Raw genomic sequence first — 16,718 nt, forward strand, 5'->3', positions numbered from 1 at the left:
TTATTGCATCACAAAGCCGGTAAACAATACCCGCTCAATCACTTTACTGCCCTCAACATCGTTTAATGCAGATTGAACTTTTTCAAGTGCAGCTACTCGCACCGTTTCTTTCCCTTCGCTAGTACCCAACTCGTCGGCGGTTGTGGTAGAAAGTACACTTAATAAAGTGCTCTCAATCAAAGGAATGTGCTTTTTAGCTGTTTCTTCATTGACTTCGCCGCGCACTAAAAGCTGCACTTTTATTTGCACTATACGATCTCGACTAGCACCAGGTACATTGAACACAAATGGACGTGGCATCGCGACATAGAGCGCAGAGCCCACTTCTGCAGAGCTTGAAGGTGCTGCAGCATTATTTGCTACGGTTGTTTCATCGGCAAGTGACTCAGCGGGCGCATCATCACCCGAAAATAGAAAATAACCTGCGCCAGCTGCCACCACAATAGCAACGACGGCTATAATGATGATCAACTTTTTCTTACTTTTACCGGTATCTTCTATTTCTAAATTTACATCTTCAGCCATTATCACTTCCTTCACGATTACAGCATATTATTTAAGCAGTACATACTGTAACTAATTTATTTCTTATAATAGCAGGACTTAAGCATAGTAATCTATTGATGATGAAGATTGTTGTCGAGAAGTTTCGACATTTGTTGCAGCAGTGCTAGTCTGACTTTCTTCTTCATGTTGATTACCCGCTAGATTCCCTTGCCCTTGCTGTGGGTCTTGCTGCGCTCCAGATTCACCTTGTTGAATACTACTTTCACCAAGCTCAATACCTTGCTGCGCCAACATTTCGCGCAGGCGTGGCATTGATTGCTCAAGCGCTTCTTTCGCTTGCTGGTTTTGAACCACAAAGTTAATTTGTGCTTGCTCTGCATCACTGCGAATACGAATGTGCATACTGCCCATTTCCGGTGGGTCGAGGCGAATTTCTGCTTCTTTATTATTGATATTTAATAGTGCACTGACTCGCTCTTGCAACATTTTAGCAGCGTCACTTTTTACAATATTTATCGCTTGCATGACGCCTGAGTCAACACTCACCGTTTTACTGCTCGTCTGTTGTACCGATTGTGTTTGTATATTTTGTAGCTCAAGTGCTTGTTCGTGCTGCTGCGCTGCAAGTTCATAGGCACTGGTTTGTGCTGTCGTTGTCTGTGTTGCTAATTGATTGAATAATTGCACAACACGTGCAGATGCAGGCTCTTTAGCTGCTTCCTTCACAGCTAAGATCTCAGCTTCACTTAGTGGTTCAGCCTCTGCAGTCATATCAACAGATGGCTTAGCTGATGCCAGTTCTGAACGCGAAGTGCTGTCTTTATTTGACTGCACCGCCGCATAGCTTGTGGTGGCGGCGCTCTTATCTGAATGATTTACAGCCTCAGTTAGACGTGCTTGCACTGCGGATAACTTGTTATATTGCTCAGAATCTTCAGGCAATGTGTGTAACTGCTCATTCACTTTATTCAATAAAACTTGTTGCTCACTTTTAGTCAGTGCGCTTATTTGTTTTTCTATTGATTGAGGTAATTTACTAGTCGTATCTTTACTTTCATTTGCAAGTACTTGCTCATTGTTTTGTAAAGCATTGTCACGCTTAACTGGGTTATTACTAGAGTGAGTGTTCAATACTTCACTAAGCAGTGATTTAATCGCTTTGATATCACTGTTTTTGAGTTCGCCGCTCGCTTTTAATTCAGCTACTTGCTGCTCCAACTTGGCTTGTTGTTCTGGTGATAAAGCAAGCTCTTTAGCTAATTGACTGACGGCTTGACCATCTCCTTTTTGTAGCTGAGCGAGTAAACGGACTGTTTGTTCATCACTAATGTTCGCAGCTTTCGTTAATTCTGCTGCCACTTTTGGCTCACTTTGCATAGCAACTTTTAACTCATCAATGTTAAGTTGCTTATCTATTACCGTATCACTTTGAGCTGCAACTTTACCCACCACCGGTTCAACTTTATCTTTTGGCGGTAAATTAGCGGCGTTCAATTCGTTATTAACAGCTGTCGCGACTTTTGATTTTTCGATTAAGCTGGCAACAGAAGTCGTGTCTTTTACTGGCGTTCCATCAGGTTTAGCAATTTGTGTATTAGCAGCACTCGCTGGCTGCTCAGCTTCTGCGTTATTGATGACGTTAACGTGGGTACTCATCGCTTGCGATGCATTAATTTGCGATAATAATGTGTTGTCTTCGCTTTTTGGCTCATCTTCGGCTGTTTCTGACGGCTTTGAATCATCCACTTGTTTGACAGGTTCACTTTGACGATCCTTACTGGTGGTTTCATTTGCCGCATCATGAGCTTGTGTAAGCGTTGATAAAAAGCTTACATCTGATGATTGCTCTGAAGAATCTGTTTCTTTACTTGAAAAACCAGTACCTTGCTCTGTTTTTACTTGCAAATTAATTTCACTGATCGCCATAATTCACCTGAGTATAAAGGGGCAATTTGCCGCCGTAAGTGCCAAAATAAATGTTACTAGCAAGTACAAATGCAAATTATATGCCTAAAAAATTACAGTGTCGGATTTTTCAACTGGCGTTGATAGAATTGATTTGAAGCGAACTCGTCCAGCATTTTTTGCTCACTTTTAGCGACTGCCGCGGCCTGCTTAATTGCCTGTTTTTCGATAAGCTTAGCAACCGCTTTTGCTTTAACTTGCTGTTTTAACCACAGAGTTTTTCGCTGCGCAACAACTTGCTTTGCAGTATTCACGGTGCTTGCCTGTTGACGAATCGCTTCTTCTATTTTGGCAATAAACGAGTGGTACTGGCTAAAGCCTGCGCTTGATAACCCTGAACGCCCTTTAGTATGCAACTGCTGTGAGTATTCAAGACGAAAGTTATTTAAGCCTTGTAGCTTTTGTTGGTTACTTTGCAAGTGCTGCTGTGCTTTTAAGTAATCCATACGCAGTGATTCTTCTTTATCGTTCTCAAGCTTTAGTAATAAATCAAGTTTATTTTTAGCCATTATGCTTGTCCTAACAGTTGTGCTAGGCCTTGTAAGCCATCGTCATAGCTGATCACATCCTTCATGCCTTGTTGTAAAAACTGATTCACTGCTGGCATCATATTAATTGCTTGATCAAGCATAGGATCTGTTCCTTTTTGATAAGCTCCCAGCGTAATCATGTCTTTATTCTGCTGGTACATAGAATAGACTTGTTTAAGCACTCTTGCTTGTTGCATGTGCGGCTCTGAGACAACTTGAGGCATAACCCGTGAAATAGACTTTTCAATATCGATGGCAGGATAATGACCACTATCAGCTAAGTCTCGCGATAACACGATGTGACCATCCAAAATAGCACGGGCAGAATCGGCAATAGGGTCTTGCATGTCATCCCCCTCGCTCAGCACAGTAAAAAATGCAGTAATAGAACCTTGCCCTTCACCACCGTTACCAGCACGCTCAACTAATGCGGGTAATTTTGCAAATACGGAAGGCGGATAACCTTTTGTTGCCGGAGGCTCACCTACAGCGAGCGCGATTTCACGCTGCGCCATCGCGTAACGAGTCACTGAATCAAGCAGCAGTAACACATTGAGACCTTGATCACGAAAATATTCGGCAATTGTGACGGCACTTTCACAGCCTTTTAAACGCATAAGCGGTGATGCATCAGCAGGTGCAGCAACAACAACAGAACGTTTACGCCCTTCAACACCAAGAATTTCTTCAATAAATTCTTTTACCTCACGGCCACGTTCTCCCACTAAACCAACTACGATGACATCGGCTTCTGAGCCTCTGGTCATCATACCCAGTAACACTGACTTACCCACACCTGAGCCTGCAAATAAGCCCATACGCTGACCTTGTCCAACAGTGATAACGGAATTGATCGCCCGCACCCCAACATCCATTGGCTGGCTAATTGGACGTCTGGCAAGAGGGTTAATCGCGTTTTGTGCAAACTTCAGGTAATGCTCAGCCTTAATTGCACCTAAGCCGTCAAGTGGACGACCAAGACCATCAATAACACGACCGAGTAGACTCATACCCACAGGCAAGCCTGTTTCGTTAACTTGGGGAATAACCCGTGCGCCAGGTAACACGCCGGAAATATGATCATTTGGCATTAAATATAAGGTTTGATCATTAAAACCAACAACCTCAGCGTCAACATAACCATTGATTGTTTCAATTTTGCACTGGCTACCAACCGGTGCGCGAAGACCTTTCGCTTCGAGAGTTAAACCGACAACGCGCGTCAAAATGCCTGCGACAGCAGGCTTACTGACTTTTATGTGCTTTTCATAACGCTTTAAACGTTCGCCAAGGGGTGTTTGACTACTCATACTGAGCCTAAAAAGTGGTTAGATACCACTGTTATGCAAAAAGTTTTCCAATGTTTCTTTGACGCGGGTTTTTACGGTCATATCTATCGATGACTGAGGTGTTTTAACTTCACATCCGCCGCGTTCAAGGGTCGGTTCTGCCACTAACTGCCAGTGATTGTCTGCAACAGTTTGTTCACCATAACCTTCTGTGACGAGTTTAATATCATCAGGGTGTAAGTGAATACGTACTTTTGTTTGTTCGTCACCTAGCGCATCTATCGCCTGTTTTAAGGCATGTAAAACAATATCTGGCGAGGTTTTAATTTCTTGATAAATCAGTGACTCACTTAACATCACAGCCAGTTGCACGAGCTGTTTTTCAGCGCTTTCATCCACTTGTGATAAAGGATTTGATAGGCTATCAAGTAAGCCACGTAATATCGTGAGTTGCTCTTCAATTATAGGCTTAACTTCTTCTTGGCCTTGGGTTTTACCTAACTCTACACCTTCTTTGTAGCCGGCTTCTTTTCCTTCACCTACACCTTTTTCGAAGCCATCAATATAGCCTTGCTCATGGCCTTGCTTTAAACCTTCCTCAAACGCATCTTGACGAATTTTTTCAAGCTCAGCCATTGTTAATGCGGGTATTTCTGGCTCTTCAGGCTCTTCCTTTGCGGGTGCTTTTTCTTGCTCTTTACGATATAAATCAGCTAAAGGCGTGCCAAATGCAGTAGAGCGTCCCGCATACTTGCGAGTATCTTGTTCAACATCAGGAATTGGCCAATTTTCTAAAAGTTCATCAACCGCTTCACTGGCGTGAACAGGTTTACCTCGGTGAAGTGATGGTTTATCCATAATTTACAGGAACTCCTCTCCACCACCGCCACCAAGCATAATTTCACCTGAATCTGCTAAGCGACGTGCTGTTGACAGAATTTCTTTTTGTGCCGTTTCTACTTCACTAATACGCACAGGCCCCATTGCTTCTAAGTCATCAGCAAGCAGTTCTGCGGCACGTTTTGACATATTGCTTAGGATCTTTTCTTTCAGTGCTTCGTCGGTACCTTTGATTGCTTTCATCAGTACATCTTGTTGCACTTCACGAAGAATCGCTTGAATGCCTCTATCTTCTACATCCATTAAGTTTTCGAAGACAAACATTAAGTCTTGGATTTGTTGCGACATTTCTTCGTCATGCTCACGGATTGAATCCATCAACTGACCTTCAACATTCGTATCTAGGTAGTTCATGATATCTGCCGCGGCTTTCAAGCCACCCATTTTAGCTGCTTGTGCACCTGCTTGACCAGCAAACTGTTTCTCCATGATTTCGTTTAATTCTTGGAGTGCAGCAGGTTGAACTTCTTCAAGGTTAGCAATACGCATGGTTAAATCGAGGCGCACTTTTTCTGGGAACTGCGACAAGATCTCCGCAGACTGCTCTGGCTCTAAATAAGATAACACAATGGTCTGGATCTGCGGGTGCTCATTACGAATAATATTAGCAACCTGTTTAGAGTCCATCCATTTTAACGAATCGAGGCCTTTCGCACCTGAGCCCATTACAATCTGATCGATTAAGCTTGCTGCTTTATCTTCACCTAGGGCTGCGGTTAGTGCTTTCTTAATAAAGTCTTCAGATTGGAAACCAATAGTACTAAAGCTTTGAATTTGTTCAATAAACAAGTTATGTACAGCGCTAATTTTTGCTTGCGATAAATCATCCAGCGCAGCCATTGCCATCCCGACTTTTTGAACCTGTTTTGGCTCTAAGTGTTTTAGGATTTGTGCTGCATCCTCTTCTGATAAACTCAGCAAAAGTATCGCGGCTTTATCTACGCCGTCTAATTTGTCGACATCAAACGCCGCAGGTAGTTGTTTTTCTTGATCAGTCATCTTCTGTTAACCACGCTTTCACTACTTGTGAAGACAATTCAGGCTCATTTGCTACCAGTGCTCGCACTGCTTTAAGTAAATCTTCATCGCCATGTAAATCTGGTAGCTGTAGTGTACCATCACTTGAGAATCCTACAGCAGCCGAGTCAAAGTCTTTATTTAGCATATCTAGCGTACTATCACCAATATCTATACCTGAGCTTAGCGCATCTTCATCATATTCTTCCAGTGTATCATCTGGGTAAATTAAGCGTTTCAGCATCGGTTTAACAACAGCAATTATTAGTACAATGATTACCAAGGCGCCCAGCGCTAAACGTAGCATTTTCATGAACCACTCTTGTTCCCACAGTGGTATTTCGATTGCTTCTCCTGTGTCTTGGCGAACAAAAGGCACGGTTACAACTTCTAGCGCATCACCACGCTGCATATCAAAGCCAACACCACCTTGTAATAAGCGACGGATATTTGACAATGCCTCAACCGAGCGCGGTACCATTGTTGTTTCACCGTTTTCACCGACTTGAGGCACGTAGTCAACGGCAACAGATACACTAATACGACGGATAACCCCTGTTTGCTGACGTTTATGTGAAATCGTTGTATCTAACTCATAATTACGGGTTGCTTCTTTGTGAGAGCGACTTGGGTTAGTTGCTGTGCCAGCAGCACCTTGACCCGCTACCTCAGGGATATCAGAGTTAACAGGCGGCTGGTTTGTTAAGGCACCAGGAATACCAACCGCTAAACCACCAATGTTATTTTCTTCAAACGTTGTTTCACTGCGCACGGCAGGTAAATCTGGGTTAAAGCGCTTTTGAGTTTCTTCAACGGCACTAAAGTCCATATTCAAATCTACTTGCGCTGTGTAGTTGCCTAACCCCACGACAGGGATAAGGATACTATCGATTTTATTAAGATATTCTTCTTCACGTTTGCGCTCAATTTCATACTCTTTACGTGAGCGAGCTGCCAGTGAATTTTGTGAGCCTGAGTTAAGTAAACGGCCATTTTGATCGGTAACTGTAACGCGCTCAGGTGACAGCCCTTGTACAGCTGACGCAATAATATCAACCACTGAGTCAACTTCTTCACCATCAAGTGTGCGGCCACGCTTAAGCGTTAGCACCACCGTAGCAGAAGGCTGTTTTTCACGACGAGCAAATACGTTTTCTTTTGGAATAGCTAAAAGTACTTTGGCGCGAGTTACATTTTTTAGCTCTTCAATGGTGCGCGCAAGCTGCTGCTCACGGCCATGTTTTAAACGTTCTCGTTCAAGGCGTTGGCTTACACCAAATCCCATATCTTGCATGATGATATCAGTACCTGAGCTTGGCGCTTGCTCAAGGCCTTCACGAGCCATCAATAGCTTAATATTTTGGTATTCGCCTTCTTCAACCGAAATGACATTACCATCTAATTCATAATCAATCTTTTGAGCATCTAAAAAGTCGAGAGTTTGAATAAGCTCTTCCGTTGGCATTTTACCAAGCGGTCGCATATCAGGCTGACGAGCCCAAATAATGATAAAAATAGCGATTGCCAAACAGATAGCCAATGCAATAACTAACGTAACCTGACGAAGTACATCCACACCGTTCAGGGCACTTAAGTATCCAGACTTTTGCTCTTGTTGTTCCTCAGTATCAGGTGAATCGACTCCACCACCTGCTAAGGCTAGATCAGTTGATTGATTAGATTGCGCCACAATAATTCTCCACTACCTAGTTAAACAGGCATGTTCATAATGTCTTTATATGCTTCAACAAGTTTGTTTCTTACTTGTACCGTCGCCTCAAAAGCCACTGAAGACTTTTGCGAAGCTATCATCACTTCTGCCAAAGAAACACTGCGATCTCCCATCTCTAATGCGGTGACTTTTTGCTTAGCGTCTTGTTGTAGGCCATTAACGTTATCAAGCGCATTACTAAGTAAATCACCAAACTGTGCTGATGAAGTCGGCTGAGCTTGTGTTGGTAAGTTATTAACTGACTGGCTACGGCCCGCTTCTAGAGCCATAGATTGCATTTCTTGAAATAATGCGCTGTTTTGAATTTTCATAATACTCTCTGACGATGCAGTTCACTTAATAAGTAAAATGCACAAAGCGTGCCACAAATAAAAACCAATAAAAACAATTGGTTATTATTTAATTTGTTGTTGTCAGAGTTTTGACAGCAAACAAGCTCACGATAATGTGAGCTTGTTTGTGTAAGAAAAAATATGGATTAGGCTGGTAATGCGATCCCAAGGTCACGCATTTGCGCCAACTTATACCTAAGTGTACGAGGACTAATTCCTAAAGTCTCAGCAACCTCTTTGCGTTTGCCTTGGCATTTAGCTAGCGTCTCTAAGATAATACGATGCTCTTTATCTTTGAGTTCGTCTTTATAATTACCTTGCTCGTTCACTTGAGGAATACTCGCAAGCTGAGGCTCTACAGGCTGCTCTTGGTAAATCGGGGCATTATGTGATGGAGCCGATTGGGTTGGCTCTGAACTTGGTGATAACAACTCTTCGATGAAAATATCATTCTCATGAATACTGTTGCCATCACATAAAATGAGTGCCCGTTGAATGACATTATCAAGCTCACGTACGTTACCAGGCCACGCATGCGCTAGTAACTTCTGCTTTGCGCCTTCTGTAATCAGTGCAATTGGCTCTTTGCTTTTCAAGCAGTGTCGTTCAATCAAATGCTCAGCCAGAATAATAATGTCACCTGGACGCTCAGCAAGTGGCCGCCACATCAGTGGGAATACATTTAAACGATAGTATAAGTCTTCTCTGAATAAATTGTTACTAACAGCGTCTTTTAGATCACGGTTGCTGGTTGCCAAAACACGAACATCAAGTTCAATCGTTTTACGGCTACCCAGTCGCTCCACTTCACGCTCTTGTAATACACGCAGTAATTTTGCTTGCAGCCCTAAGTCCATCTCAGTGATTTCATCAAGTAAAATAGTGCCGCCTTGCGCCTGTTCAAATTTACCTGGGCAAGCTTGAATAGCGCCTGTAAAAGCACCTTTTTCGTAACCAAATAATGTTGCCTCAAGCATGTTTTCGGGGATGGCTGCGCAGTTAATTGCAACAAAAGGCGCGTCAGCACGGCTTGATTTATCGTGAATATAACGCGCTAAGACTTCTTTACCTGACCCACTTGGGCCAAGCACCATAACACTGGCGTCAGAGCGAGCCACTTTACTGGCCAGCTCAAGTAGCTTTATGCTTGATGGATCTGCGACAATCGGGCCTTCGGTCTCTTTTTCTTTCTCTGGTAAATAACGACTGACCATATTAAGGAGCACTTCTGGCGCAAACGGCTTGGCCATATAGTCAATAGCACCAAGGCGCATTGCTTCAACCGCATCATCAATGGTGGCATACGCTGTCATCATCAAAACGGGCAACTCTGGGTAATTCAATTTAATGCTGCGCAATAAGTCGAGACCACTCATAGTGCCCATTTGCACATCACTGACTACCAATGCATAGGTATTTTGTTTTAACAAGACCATCGCCTGCTCGGCACTATCGGCAGCAATACAATCAATACCTGACATTTCTAGTGTATCAATCAGCGCTTCTCGTAGGCCTGCGTCATCTTCAACGACTAAAATAGGATGAGTACTCATTTTGCCTCCGCTAACATAGGTTCTGCACTAATAGGCAAGATCAAACTAAAACAGGCACCACCATGTGCGTTGTTATATACTTCAACCCGCCCTTGATGGGCATTGGCGACTGAGCTGACTACAGCCAGTCCAAGCCCTGTACCTTGGCTTTTAGTGGTAAAAAACGGTTCAAATAATTTATCTGCTAAACGAGTATCAATACCTGGGCCATTGTCGCTGACACTTATGCGCACGCAATTTTCATCTTTGTCATCTCGCTCAGCACTCAGCTCAACACGTGCCTGACTGCCAATTATTTGAATACTATTATGAATAAGGTTTTGAACGGCACTTGCCAGTGCGGTTTTATTACCGACAATTTCGATATCTGGCTCAGGTAAACTAACGACAAGCTCGCTGTGATTTTGGGCAACCATTGCATCGGCACCCGCTTTAACTTCACTTAAAAGCTGTTGCATCGAGACACTTTCAACAACTTGCTGCTCACCGCTTTTAGCAAATAAAAGCATGTCATTCACTTGGGTTTCTAAATCTTTTAAACGCGACATTAACTTAGTATGGAAATTACCACGCGATGCTTCAGGTAATCGCTTCGAGCCTAAGTTTGCAGCATATAGCATAGCTGCTGAAAGCGGCGTCCTGACTTGATGAGCAAGAGAAGCAACCATTTTGCCAAGGGCACTTAAACGTTGCATATGCGCTACACGCTTTTGCAACCTGCGCGTTTCGGTCAAATCTGTCATTAGGATGAGTTGCCCAGGCTCAGGGGCTAGGGCTGTAATATCGAGCTTGATTAAACGACCATCTTTTAATGACACCTCATGACCATCATCTTGCTTAGGGCGAAACGAGCGCTGAATAACGCTAAACCACTTTTCACCTTCTAATGGCTCACCCAGCATGTCTATCGCGATTTGATTTGCTTTTGCAATCATGCCGCGCCCATCTAGCACCACCACACCTGCAGGCATAGTATCAACCAAATGACTAAGCCAACTCGCTTGCTGGCGAAGCTCACTTAATTCCCCCACATACTCTTCTTGCTGTAAACATGGGTTATATTGATTAGCTGTGATAAATTGTGGTTTTAGTACATTTGCCAAGGCCATAATTAACTACTCAAAAATCGTGTCTGACAGTGTAAATGCACAAACCATACCAAATTTATTATTGTTTAAATTCAATAAATTAAAGGTTAATTTAACAACGACAAAAAAATGACAACTGCGAGGGAACGATGCAAAAAGAACACCTTTGTCGCTGCCCATGGCTCGACATCAGTAAAGAAGATTATGTGGCCTATCATGATGAAGAATGGGGTGTACCCGTCTACGATGATCATCGTCTTTTTGAGTTCATTACTCTTGAGTCTGCACAAGCAGGACTCAGTTGGTACACTATTTTGAAAAAGCGTGAAGGTTATCGCAGAGCATTTAAAAACTTTGTCGTCGATGACGTCGCCAAAATGAATGAAAGCGATATAGAACGTTTAATGCAAGATGACAGCATTATCCGTAATCGTTTGAAAATTGCTGCAACAATCAACAATGCTAACTGCTTTTTAGAGATTCAACGAGAATTTGGTAGTTTCTCAAACTATCAATGGCAGTTTGTAGGTGGTAAACCACTAGTGAATAACCTTGAAAAGCGAGAGGATTACCCTGCAATTACAGAAGCCTCGACCGCTTTTGCTAAAGATCTAAAAAAGCGCGGCTTTAAATTTTTAGGACCAACAACCGTGTATGCGCATATGCAAGCATGCGGTATGGTTAATGATCACAGTAATGGTTGTTTTAGAAAAGCTGAAATAATTGCGCAGTATTGATTGCACGATTAGTGTTAATTTGAAGCGAATAAAAACAAGTAGGTCATCTATCACAGCGTGTTGCTAATATGACCTACACATTTTTTGGGGTAATAATGAAAAGCTAAAGCAGGTTAATCTCGCGACAGATTATACTTTTTCATTTTTTCGACTAGGGTTGTACGGCGTACACCTAAAATTTCAGCGGCACGTGCCACCACATAGTCATAACGCTCAAGGGCTTGGCTAATCAGGCTTATTTCTAAATCTGCTAAATACTCTTTTAGCTCAATACCTTCTTCAGGTAATAACCCTGAATCAGCTGACGCGGCTGAAAGTTCAGGCTCTTCGTCCTCGTAATCGCTAAAACCACTGCTGAAAATATCGTTAAAGGCATCTCGCTCCATCAACTCTTCAGGGTATTCAGGTTCATAGGCATCGACTTCAATATAGCGGTATTTGCTTGGTAAGTCTGGTACATCAACGACCTTATCAGGGAACATGATTACCATACGCTCAACAAGGTTCGCCAGCTCTCGAATATTGCCAGGCCACGCATGCTCTTTTAAACTTTGAATCGCGCGCTCAGTGAACTTGGCTGTGGTGCCACTTTGCTCGTTTACACGGCGCATTAACTCTTTTAATAACAGTGGAATATCGTCTGCGCGTTCACTTAGTGATGGGTTTTCAATCGGAAATACATTTAAGCGATAAAAAAGATCTTCACGAAAATCCCCTTTTTCGATCATATCCTCAAGATTTCTGTGGGTTGCAGCAATGATGCGCACATCAGCCTGAATAGGCTTAGTCCCCCCTACCCGCTCATAGCTTCTCTCTTGTAAAACACGTAGTAACTTCACCTGCATTTGCAATGGCATGTCACCAATTTCATCTAAAAAGAGCGTACCACCTTGGGCCAATTCGAAGCGACCTTTACGTGCAGAAATCGCACCTGTAAAAGCGCCTTTTTCATGACCAAATAACTCACTTTCAAGTAACTCCCCAGGGATTGCTCCGCAGTTTACTGGAACAAATGGTCCTGTGTTACGCTTAGACAATAAGTGAACATTACGGGCAACAACTTCTTTACCAGTGCCAGATTCACCTAAAATGAGCACATTGGCATCTGTTTTTGCGACTTGTTCAATTAAAAAGCGAACGTCTTTGACTGCATCAGTTTCACCCACTAAACCATCAAATGATTTATGCGATTTAGACTGTTTATGCTCGCCTGGCAACATACGTTGATATTGCTGACAATCATGCAAAAGCTGGGTAGTTACATCATGGTTAAAGGGTTCACAAATTAACCCCACCACGTTAGCAATACTCAATAAAGGCTTGAGTGTTTCACCTATCAATAAGAATGGGATAGCAGGAAACTGCTTTATAACGGTTTCATGGCTTAGTTGCTGTAAAGCCCCAAGAATCACCATACATTCTTGCTGTTGATGCTTCTCACAAAATGTTTGTAGTGTTGACTCATCAACCAATTGAACAGCTTCACCTATAAAGGTAAGTGCTGCATGTAAACCTATCGCACGATTATTATTATTGTCTAAAATTAAGATCATTATTGGCGAACCACAGTTACCACTCGGTTAGTTAATTTTTAAATTGTAAGCGAGTTTGAACGGGATGCAAGCGCAAAGCGGCAATTTATTGACATCAACGCCAAAAAATAGTCACTTAGTAGAAAAAGCAATACTAAACTACTAACTTAACTCAATAGAGAAGTTTTTGCTTTAGTGCAGCTACGCACATTTGTATAATTCATCTAGACTAAGATAAAGAAAAAGTTAATTCTGCCGATACTATCTATGGCACTAATATTGCTTAGATTTGTTTTATTAATTGGTGTTTTAATTATAGGATTTTCTCATGGCACACATCTCAGTAAAAAAGTACAGTCAGGTTAGCGTTAGCAACATCAACGAAATGACACCGTACGAGCAGATAAACCTTATCTTCAATAATATCATTGGCAGATTAGCGGCAACAAAGGGCTTTATTGAACGTAAAGAACTGGAAAAAAAGGGTGAGAATATCTCTAGTAGCATTTTATTGTTTGGCGCTTTACAAGACGCTTTAAACTTTGAGAAAGGCGGAGAAATTTCTAATAACCTTTTATCACTTTACGACTTTTGCCAACGCCGTCTAACAGAAGCAAATATCAATAATGATATTGATGCAATTGATGACGTTATTCGAATCGTAAAAGAAATAAAAGAAGGCTGGGATGCCATTCCAGCAGATGAGCGCACACCTAAAGCTGATCAATAAAATGCCTGATAATCTGACTCTGGACGAGCAACTCACTGCCCTTTCAGAGCATATAGATAAAACTGAGATTGAGCTTGCCAGCCAATCGTTAGTGGCTATCGATAAAAAGCTAAGGGCTTGGTGTGAAAGTAGCACACCTCCAACCGAACAAGAGCTCTCAGCAATACAAACCCGTATTTCTTCCGCCATGGCCAGACTAAAAAGCGCAAGAGACAAAACACAAGCAGAGCTTCTCAGCCAACGAAAATCAAACAAGGCTATCTCTAAATATAAAGCAACTAAGCGCTAATCAAGCGTTTAGTTGTTTTTATTACCTCAATTGCGCGACTACATCACGGGTTAATATCACTTTTGCTATTCAATTACGCGACATAAAGGTGCAACTACGATACTGATTAATATCACTCTTGCTGTATCAATTGCGCGACATAAAGTCGCGACTACATCATGGGTTAATATCACTTTTGTTATATCAGTTGCGCGACATAAAGTCGCGACTACATCCTAGGTTAATACCACTTTTGTTATTCAATTACGCGACATAAAGTCGCGACTACATCACGGGTTAATATTACTTGTGCTGTCTCAATTGCGCGACATAAAGTCGCGACTACCCCCTAGGTTAATACCACTTTTGTTATTCATTTTCGAAGCATCATAAGGGTGCAACGTGGGTAAACTGATTATGTTTGTGAGGGTTTTCAAGCAAAGCGTAATACTTGATAAAAAATAGTTTGTACGCCAAAAACTAAAAAGCGCCAAAGAAGTTGGCGCTTAAATAAGGAAAGGTGCTAAGTTTACTAATTACTCTTTTTGACAACCCCAGGCATATTATCAAGCTGTGCTTGAACATAACTGCTGGTTGAGTTTAGCTGTGCAACAAGTAAATCCATGCTGTTATATTGTGCATATAAACGAGACTCTAAAGATTCCATTTTTCTTGCAAAATCAATGCGCTCATCATCTAAACCATCTAACTGAGTTTGTTTACTGTCAATTCTGTTTTGAACAATACCATCAGAGTCAGTATAAAAGCTCATAAGCTCATCAAACGACTGCGCAAAGCCGCCCTCGTCTTCATTGTCACCTAAAAAGAATTCTTGAACTAAATCCACATCTGCTTTTACTTGCTCATCTAGGCGTTCTGTATCTAAGGTCAGTTTACCGTAACGGTCTGCTTCAACCCCAAGCTTAGATAATGACAAGCTACTGCCATCACTCAAGCCAACTTCATTGGTTAGCTGTTGACGAAGTTTTGACATCACACCACGAAGCATAGAATCACCAGCCATAACACCAGCTCCGTCTTCGCCTGAGCGGCCAAGATTTTTGCTTAGCTCAAGTAACTCATTGTAGCTTTCAATAAAACTGTTTAAGCCAGCCTTGATGTTGCTATTATTCTCTGTAACTTTTAATGAGCTGTCATCATCATCTGTGCCATGTGCTTTTTTAGCTGTAATATCTACGCCATCGATAACATTCTTAAACTCATTTGTGTTACTCGTCACGGTGAGTGTGCCATCAATGGTAATTTGTGCATTCTGTGCGGCATCAACTTCGGTTAAGTTAGTGACGTGATTAGCAGGGTCGGCATCTGATACATCATATGCTAAGCGAGAAAGACCACCTGTATCAGAGTTGTTACCATCACCATCTTGCACTGTAATGCTGATGGCATTTTCTTCACCGGTTTCTTTACTTGTTAATACTAAATGCTGTCCAGCGTCCGTTGTTACTATTGTTGCTGTCACAGAGTCATTACTATCAGTGCCCGTGAATGGACCATTATTTATTTGGTCTCGTAAATCCTCTAATGTATTTGTTGGTGACAATACAGTAGAAAAACTATTCTCGCCTGAGCTAATGGTAATAACGCCACTACCAATCGGCTCATCCGCAGCAAAAGCTGGTGATGACAGCTTATGTGCTTGTGCGAGCGCATCAACCTTTACATTATAACCACCAGGCTGAGCATCTTTATCTGACTCAACGGAAAGAAAGTCATCACCACCAGAAATACTTCTTCTTTGGTAGTTTTCAACATCGCCCAATGCTTCCATTGAGGTTTGCAGTTTTTCAAGTGCTGATTTGAGTGCACCAGCTGCTGAAATATCCGTTGTTAACGTTGCTTCTCTTTTATTTAAACGTGAAGTAAAAGGGGTGCGCTCAGCATTAACTAACGCATCAACAATATCTGATACTGCTAAACCTGAACCTAAACCATTAAATGAAATAGCCATAACACATCCTCTTAATTACCTATTTAAATCAAAGTAGCAAAAAGCTAAGCTGTTTGATCAATTAAAAAACCAGCGGTTTCTGAAAGTTTAGCCACTAGGCTCAACACTTCTTCAGATGGGTATTGCTTAATTAGCTCACCACTGTTTTTATCAACCACTTTAATAACATCACGGCCCGACTCTTCATCAACTTGAAACTGCAAACTGCGATTCATTTCGCCCATGAAGTCTTGCAATTGTTGCGCCATTTTCTCAAGCTGCTCGCGGCCCAACTCATCTTTTTCACCGCTTTGTTGCACTTGTTGATTATTTTGCTCTGTTTGTTGTTGAAGTGTATTTTCCGTTTTATTTGATTCATCAACCGCCGTTGCTGTCAGTTGTGGACTCGCAGCTAACTTATCATCAGCTTTTTGCGGAGCCACTGCAAAATCAGGGCTTTGGGTTATTGCACTCATAACGCCTCCTTAAACATTTTACCCTATGGCTAATACAACAAAAGGAGATTAGCTAAGCCAATCTCCTTTTTATTTTAGTTAACTAATGCTGACTTAACCATTAGTTGTTGT

General features: G+C 42.1%; 16 protein-coding genes. 3 read left to right on the plus strand and 13 right to left on the minus strand.

The features are described from left to right. From fliL to L3Q70_RS11805, 10 genes are all read right to left on the minus strand, one after another. Window positions 1-525 (minus strand): flagellar basal body-associated protein FliL, encoded by a 525-nt coding sequence (gene fliL / locus L3Q70_RS11760; protein WP_062569730.1) that lies wholly within the window; start codon window positions 523-525, stop codon window positions 1-3. Window positions 526-603: 78 nt separating this feature from the next. Beyond that, window positions 604-2,433, minus strand: coding sequence for a flagellar hook-length control protein FliK (locus L3Q70_RS11765; protein WP_237114307.1), 1,830 nt, complete (start codon window positions 2,431-2,433; stop codon window positions 604-606). Window positions 2,434-2,525: 92 nt separating this feature from the next. Then, a complete protein-coding gene (gene fliJ, locus L3Q70_RS11770) occupies window positions 2,526-2,981 on the minus strand; it encodes a flagellar export protein FliJ (RefSeq protein WP_062569728.1) in 456 nt (151 codons plus the stop codon). Continuing rightward, a complete protein-coding gene (gene fliI, locus L3Q70_RS11775; RefSeq protein WP_062569727.1) occupies window positions 2,981-4,312 on the minus strand; it encodes a flagellar protein export ATPase FliI in 1,332 nt (443 codons plus the stop codon). The genes fliJ and fliI overlap by 1 nt, the downstream gene beginning before the upstream one ends. An 18-nt stretch (window positions 4,313-4,330) precedes the next feature. Continuing rightward, the gene (gene fliH / locus L3Q70_RS11780; protein ID WP_062569726.1) at window positions 4,331-5,149 is read right to left on the minus strand and encodes a flagellar assembly protein FliH; all 819 of its coding nucleotides are present in this window, start codon (window positions 5,147-5,149) and stop codon (window positions 4,331-4,333) included. 3 nt (window positions 5,150-5,152) lie between these two features. Further along, entirely contained in the window at window positions 5,153-6,190 is a 1,038-nt protein-coding gene (gene fliG / locus L3Q70_RS11785; RefSeq protein ID WP_062569725.1) for a flagellar motor switch protein FliG, read from the minus strand. Continuing rightward, a complete protein-coding gene (fliF, locus tag L3Q70_RS11790) occupies window positions 6,183-7,898 on the minus strand; it encodes a flagellar basal-body MS-ring/collar protein FliF (protein WP_062569724.1) in 1,716 nt (571 codons plus the stop codon). Before fliF ends, fliG begins: the two co-directional genes overlap by 8 nt. Window positions 7,899-7,918: 20 nt before the next feature. Then, entirely contained in the window at window positions 7,919-8,251 is a 333-nt protein-coding gene (gene fliE / locus L3Q70_RS11795; protein ID WP_062569723.1) for a flagellar hook-basal body complex protein FliE, read from the minus strand. A 167-nt stretch (window positions 8,252-8,418) separates the two neighbouring features. Next, the gene (locus tag L3Q70_RS11800; RefSeq protein WP_062569722.1) at window positions 8,419-9,825 is read right to left on the minus strand and encodes a sigma-54 dependent transcriptional regulator; all 1,407 of its coding nucleotides are present in this window, start codon (window positions 9,823-9,825) and stop codon (window positions 8,419-8,421) included. Continuing rightward, complete coding sequence (locus L3Q70_RS11805; protein ID WP_062569721.1) at window positions 9,822-10,934, minus strand: ATP-binding protein; 1,113 nt, start codon at window positions 10,932-10,934, stop codon at window positions 9,822-9,824. Before L3Q70_RS11805 ends, L3Q70_RS11800 begins: the two co-directional genes overlap by 4 nt. Before the next feature lie 128 nt (window positions 10,935-11,062). Between L3Q70_RS11805 and L3Q70_RS11810 the strand changes: the two genes are divergently transcribed. Next, the gene (locus L3Q70_RS11810) at window positions 11,063-11,650 is read left to right on the plus strand and encodes a DNA-3-methyladenine glycosylase I (protein WP_237114308.1); all 588 of its coding nucleotides are present in this window, start codon (window positions 11,063-11,065) and stop codon (window positions 11,648-11,650) included. Between the two features lie 113 nt (window positions 11,651-11,763). Here the strand turns inward: L3Q70_RS11810 and L3Q70_RS11815 are convergent, their stop codons facing one another. Further along, entirely contained in the window at window positions 11,764-13,203 is a 1,440-nt protein-coding gene (locus L3Q70_RS11815; RefSeq protein ID WP_062569719.1) for a sigma-54 dependent transcriptional regulator, read from the minus strand. Between the two features lie 307 nt (window positions 13,204-13,510). Between L3Q70_RS11815 and fliS the strand changes: the two genes are divergently transcribed. Beyond that, the gene (gene fliS / locus L3Q70_RS11820) at window positions 13,511-13,912 is read left to right on the plus strand and encodes a flagellar export chaperone FliS (protein WP_062569718.1); all 402 of its coding nucleotides are present in this window, start codon (window positions 13,511-13,513) and stop codon (window positions 13,910-13,912) included. Window position 13,913: 1 nt separating this feature from the next. Further along, a complete protein-coding gene (locus L3Q70_RS11825) occupies window positions 13,914-14,201 on the plus strand; it encodes a hypothetical protein (RefSeq protein ID WP_193987624.1) in 288 nt (95 codons plus the stop codon). A 511-nt stretch (window positions 14,202-14,712) separates the two neighbouring features. On the opposite strand, the gene fliD is transcribed toward L3Q70_RS11825, so the two are convergent. Together fliD and L3Q70_RS11835 are read right to left on the minus strand one after the other, a co-directional pair. Further along, entirely contained in the window at window positions 14,713-16,152 is a 1,440-nt protein-coding gene (gene fliD / locus L3Q70_RS11830) for a flagellar filament capping protein FliD (protein WP_237114309.1), read from the minus strand. A gap of 44 nt (window positions 16,153-16,196) precedes the next feature. Further along, window positions 16,197-16,607 (minus strand): flagellar protein FlaG, encoded by a 411-nt coding sequence (locus tag L3Q70_RS11835; RefSeq protein ID WP_193987626.1) that lies wholly within the window; start codon window positions 16,605-16,607, stop codon window positions 16,197-16,199. Window positions 16,608-16,718: the final 111 nt, after the last annotated feature.

This window comes from Pseudoalteromonas sp. CF6-2, from assembly GCF_021729425.1.
Classification (GTDB): Bacteria; Pseudomonadota; Gammaproteobacteria; order Enterobacterales; family Alteromonadaceae; genus Pseudoalteromonas; species Pseudoalteromonas arabiensis.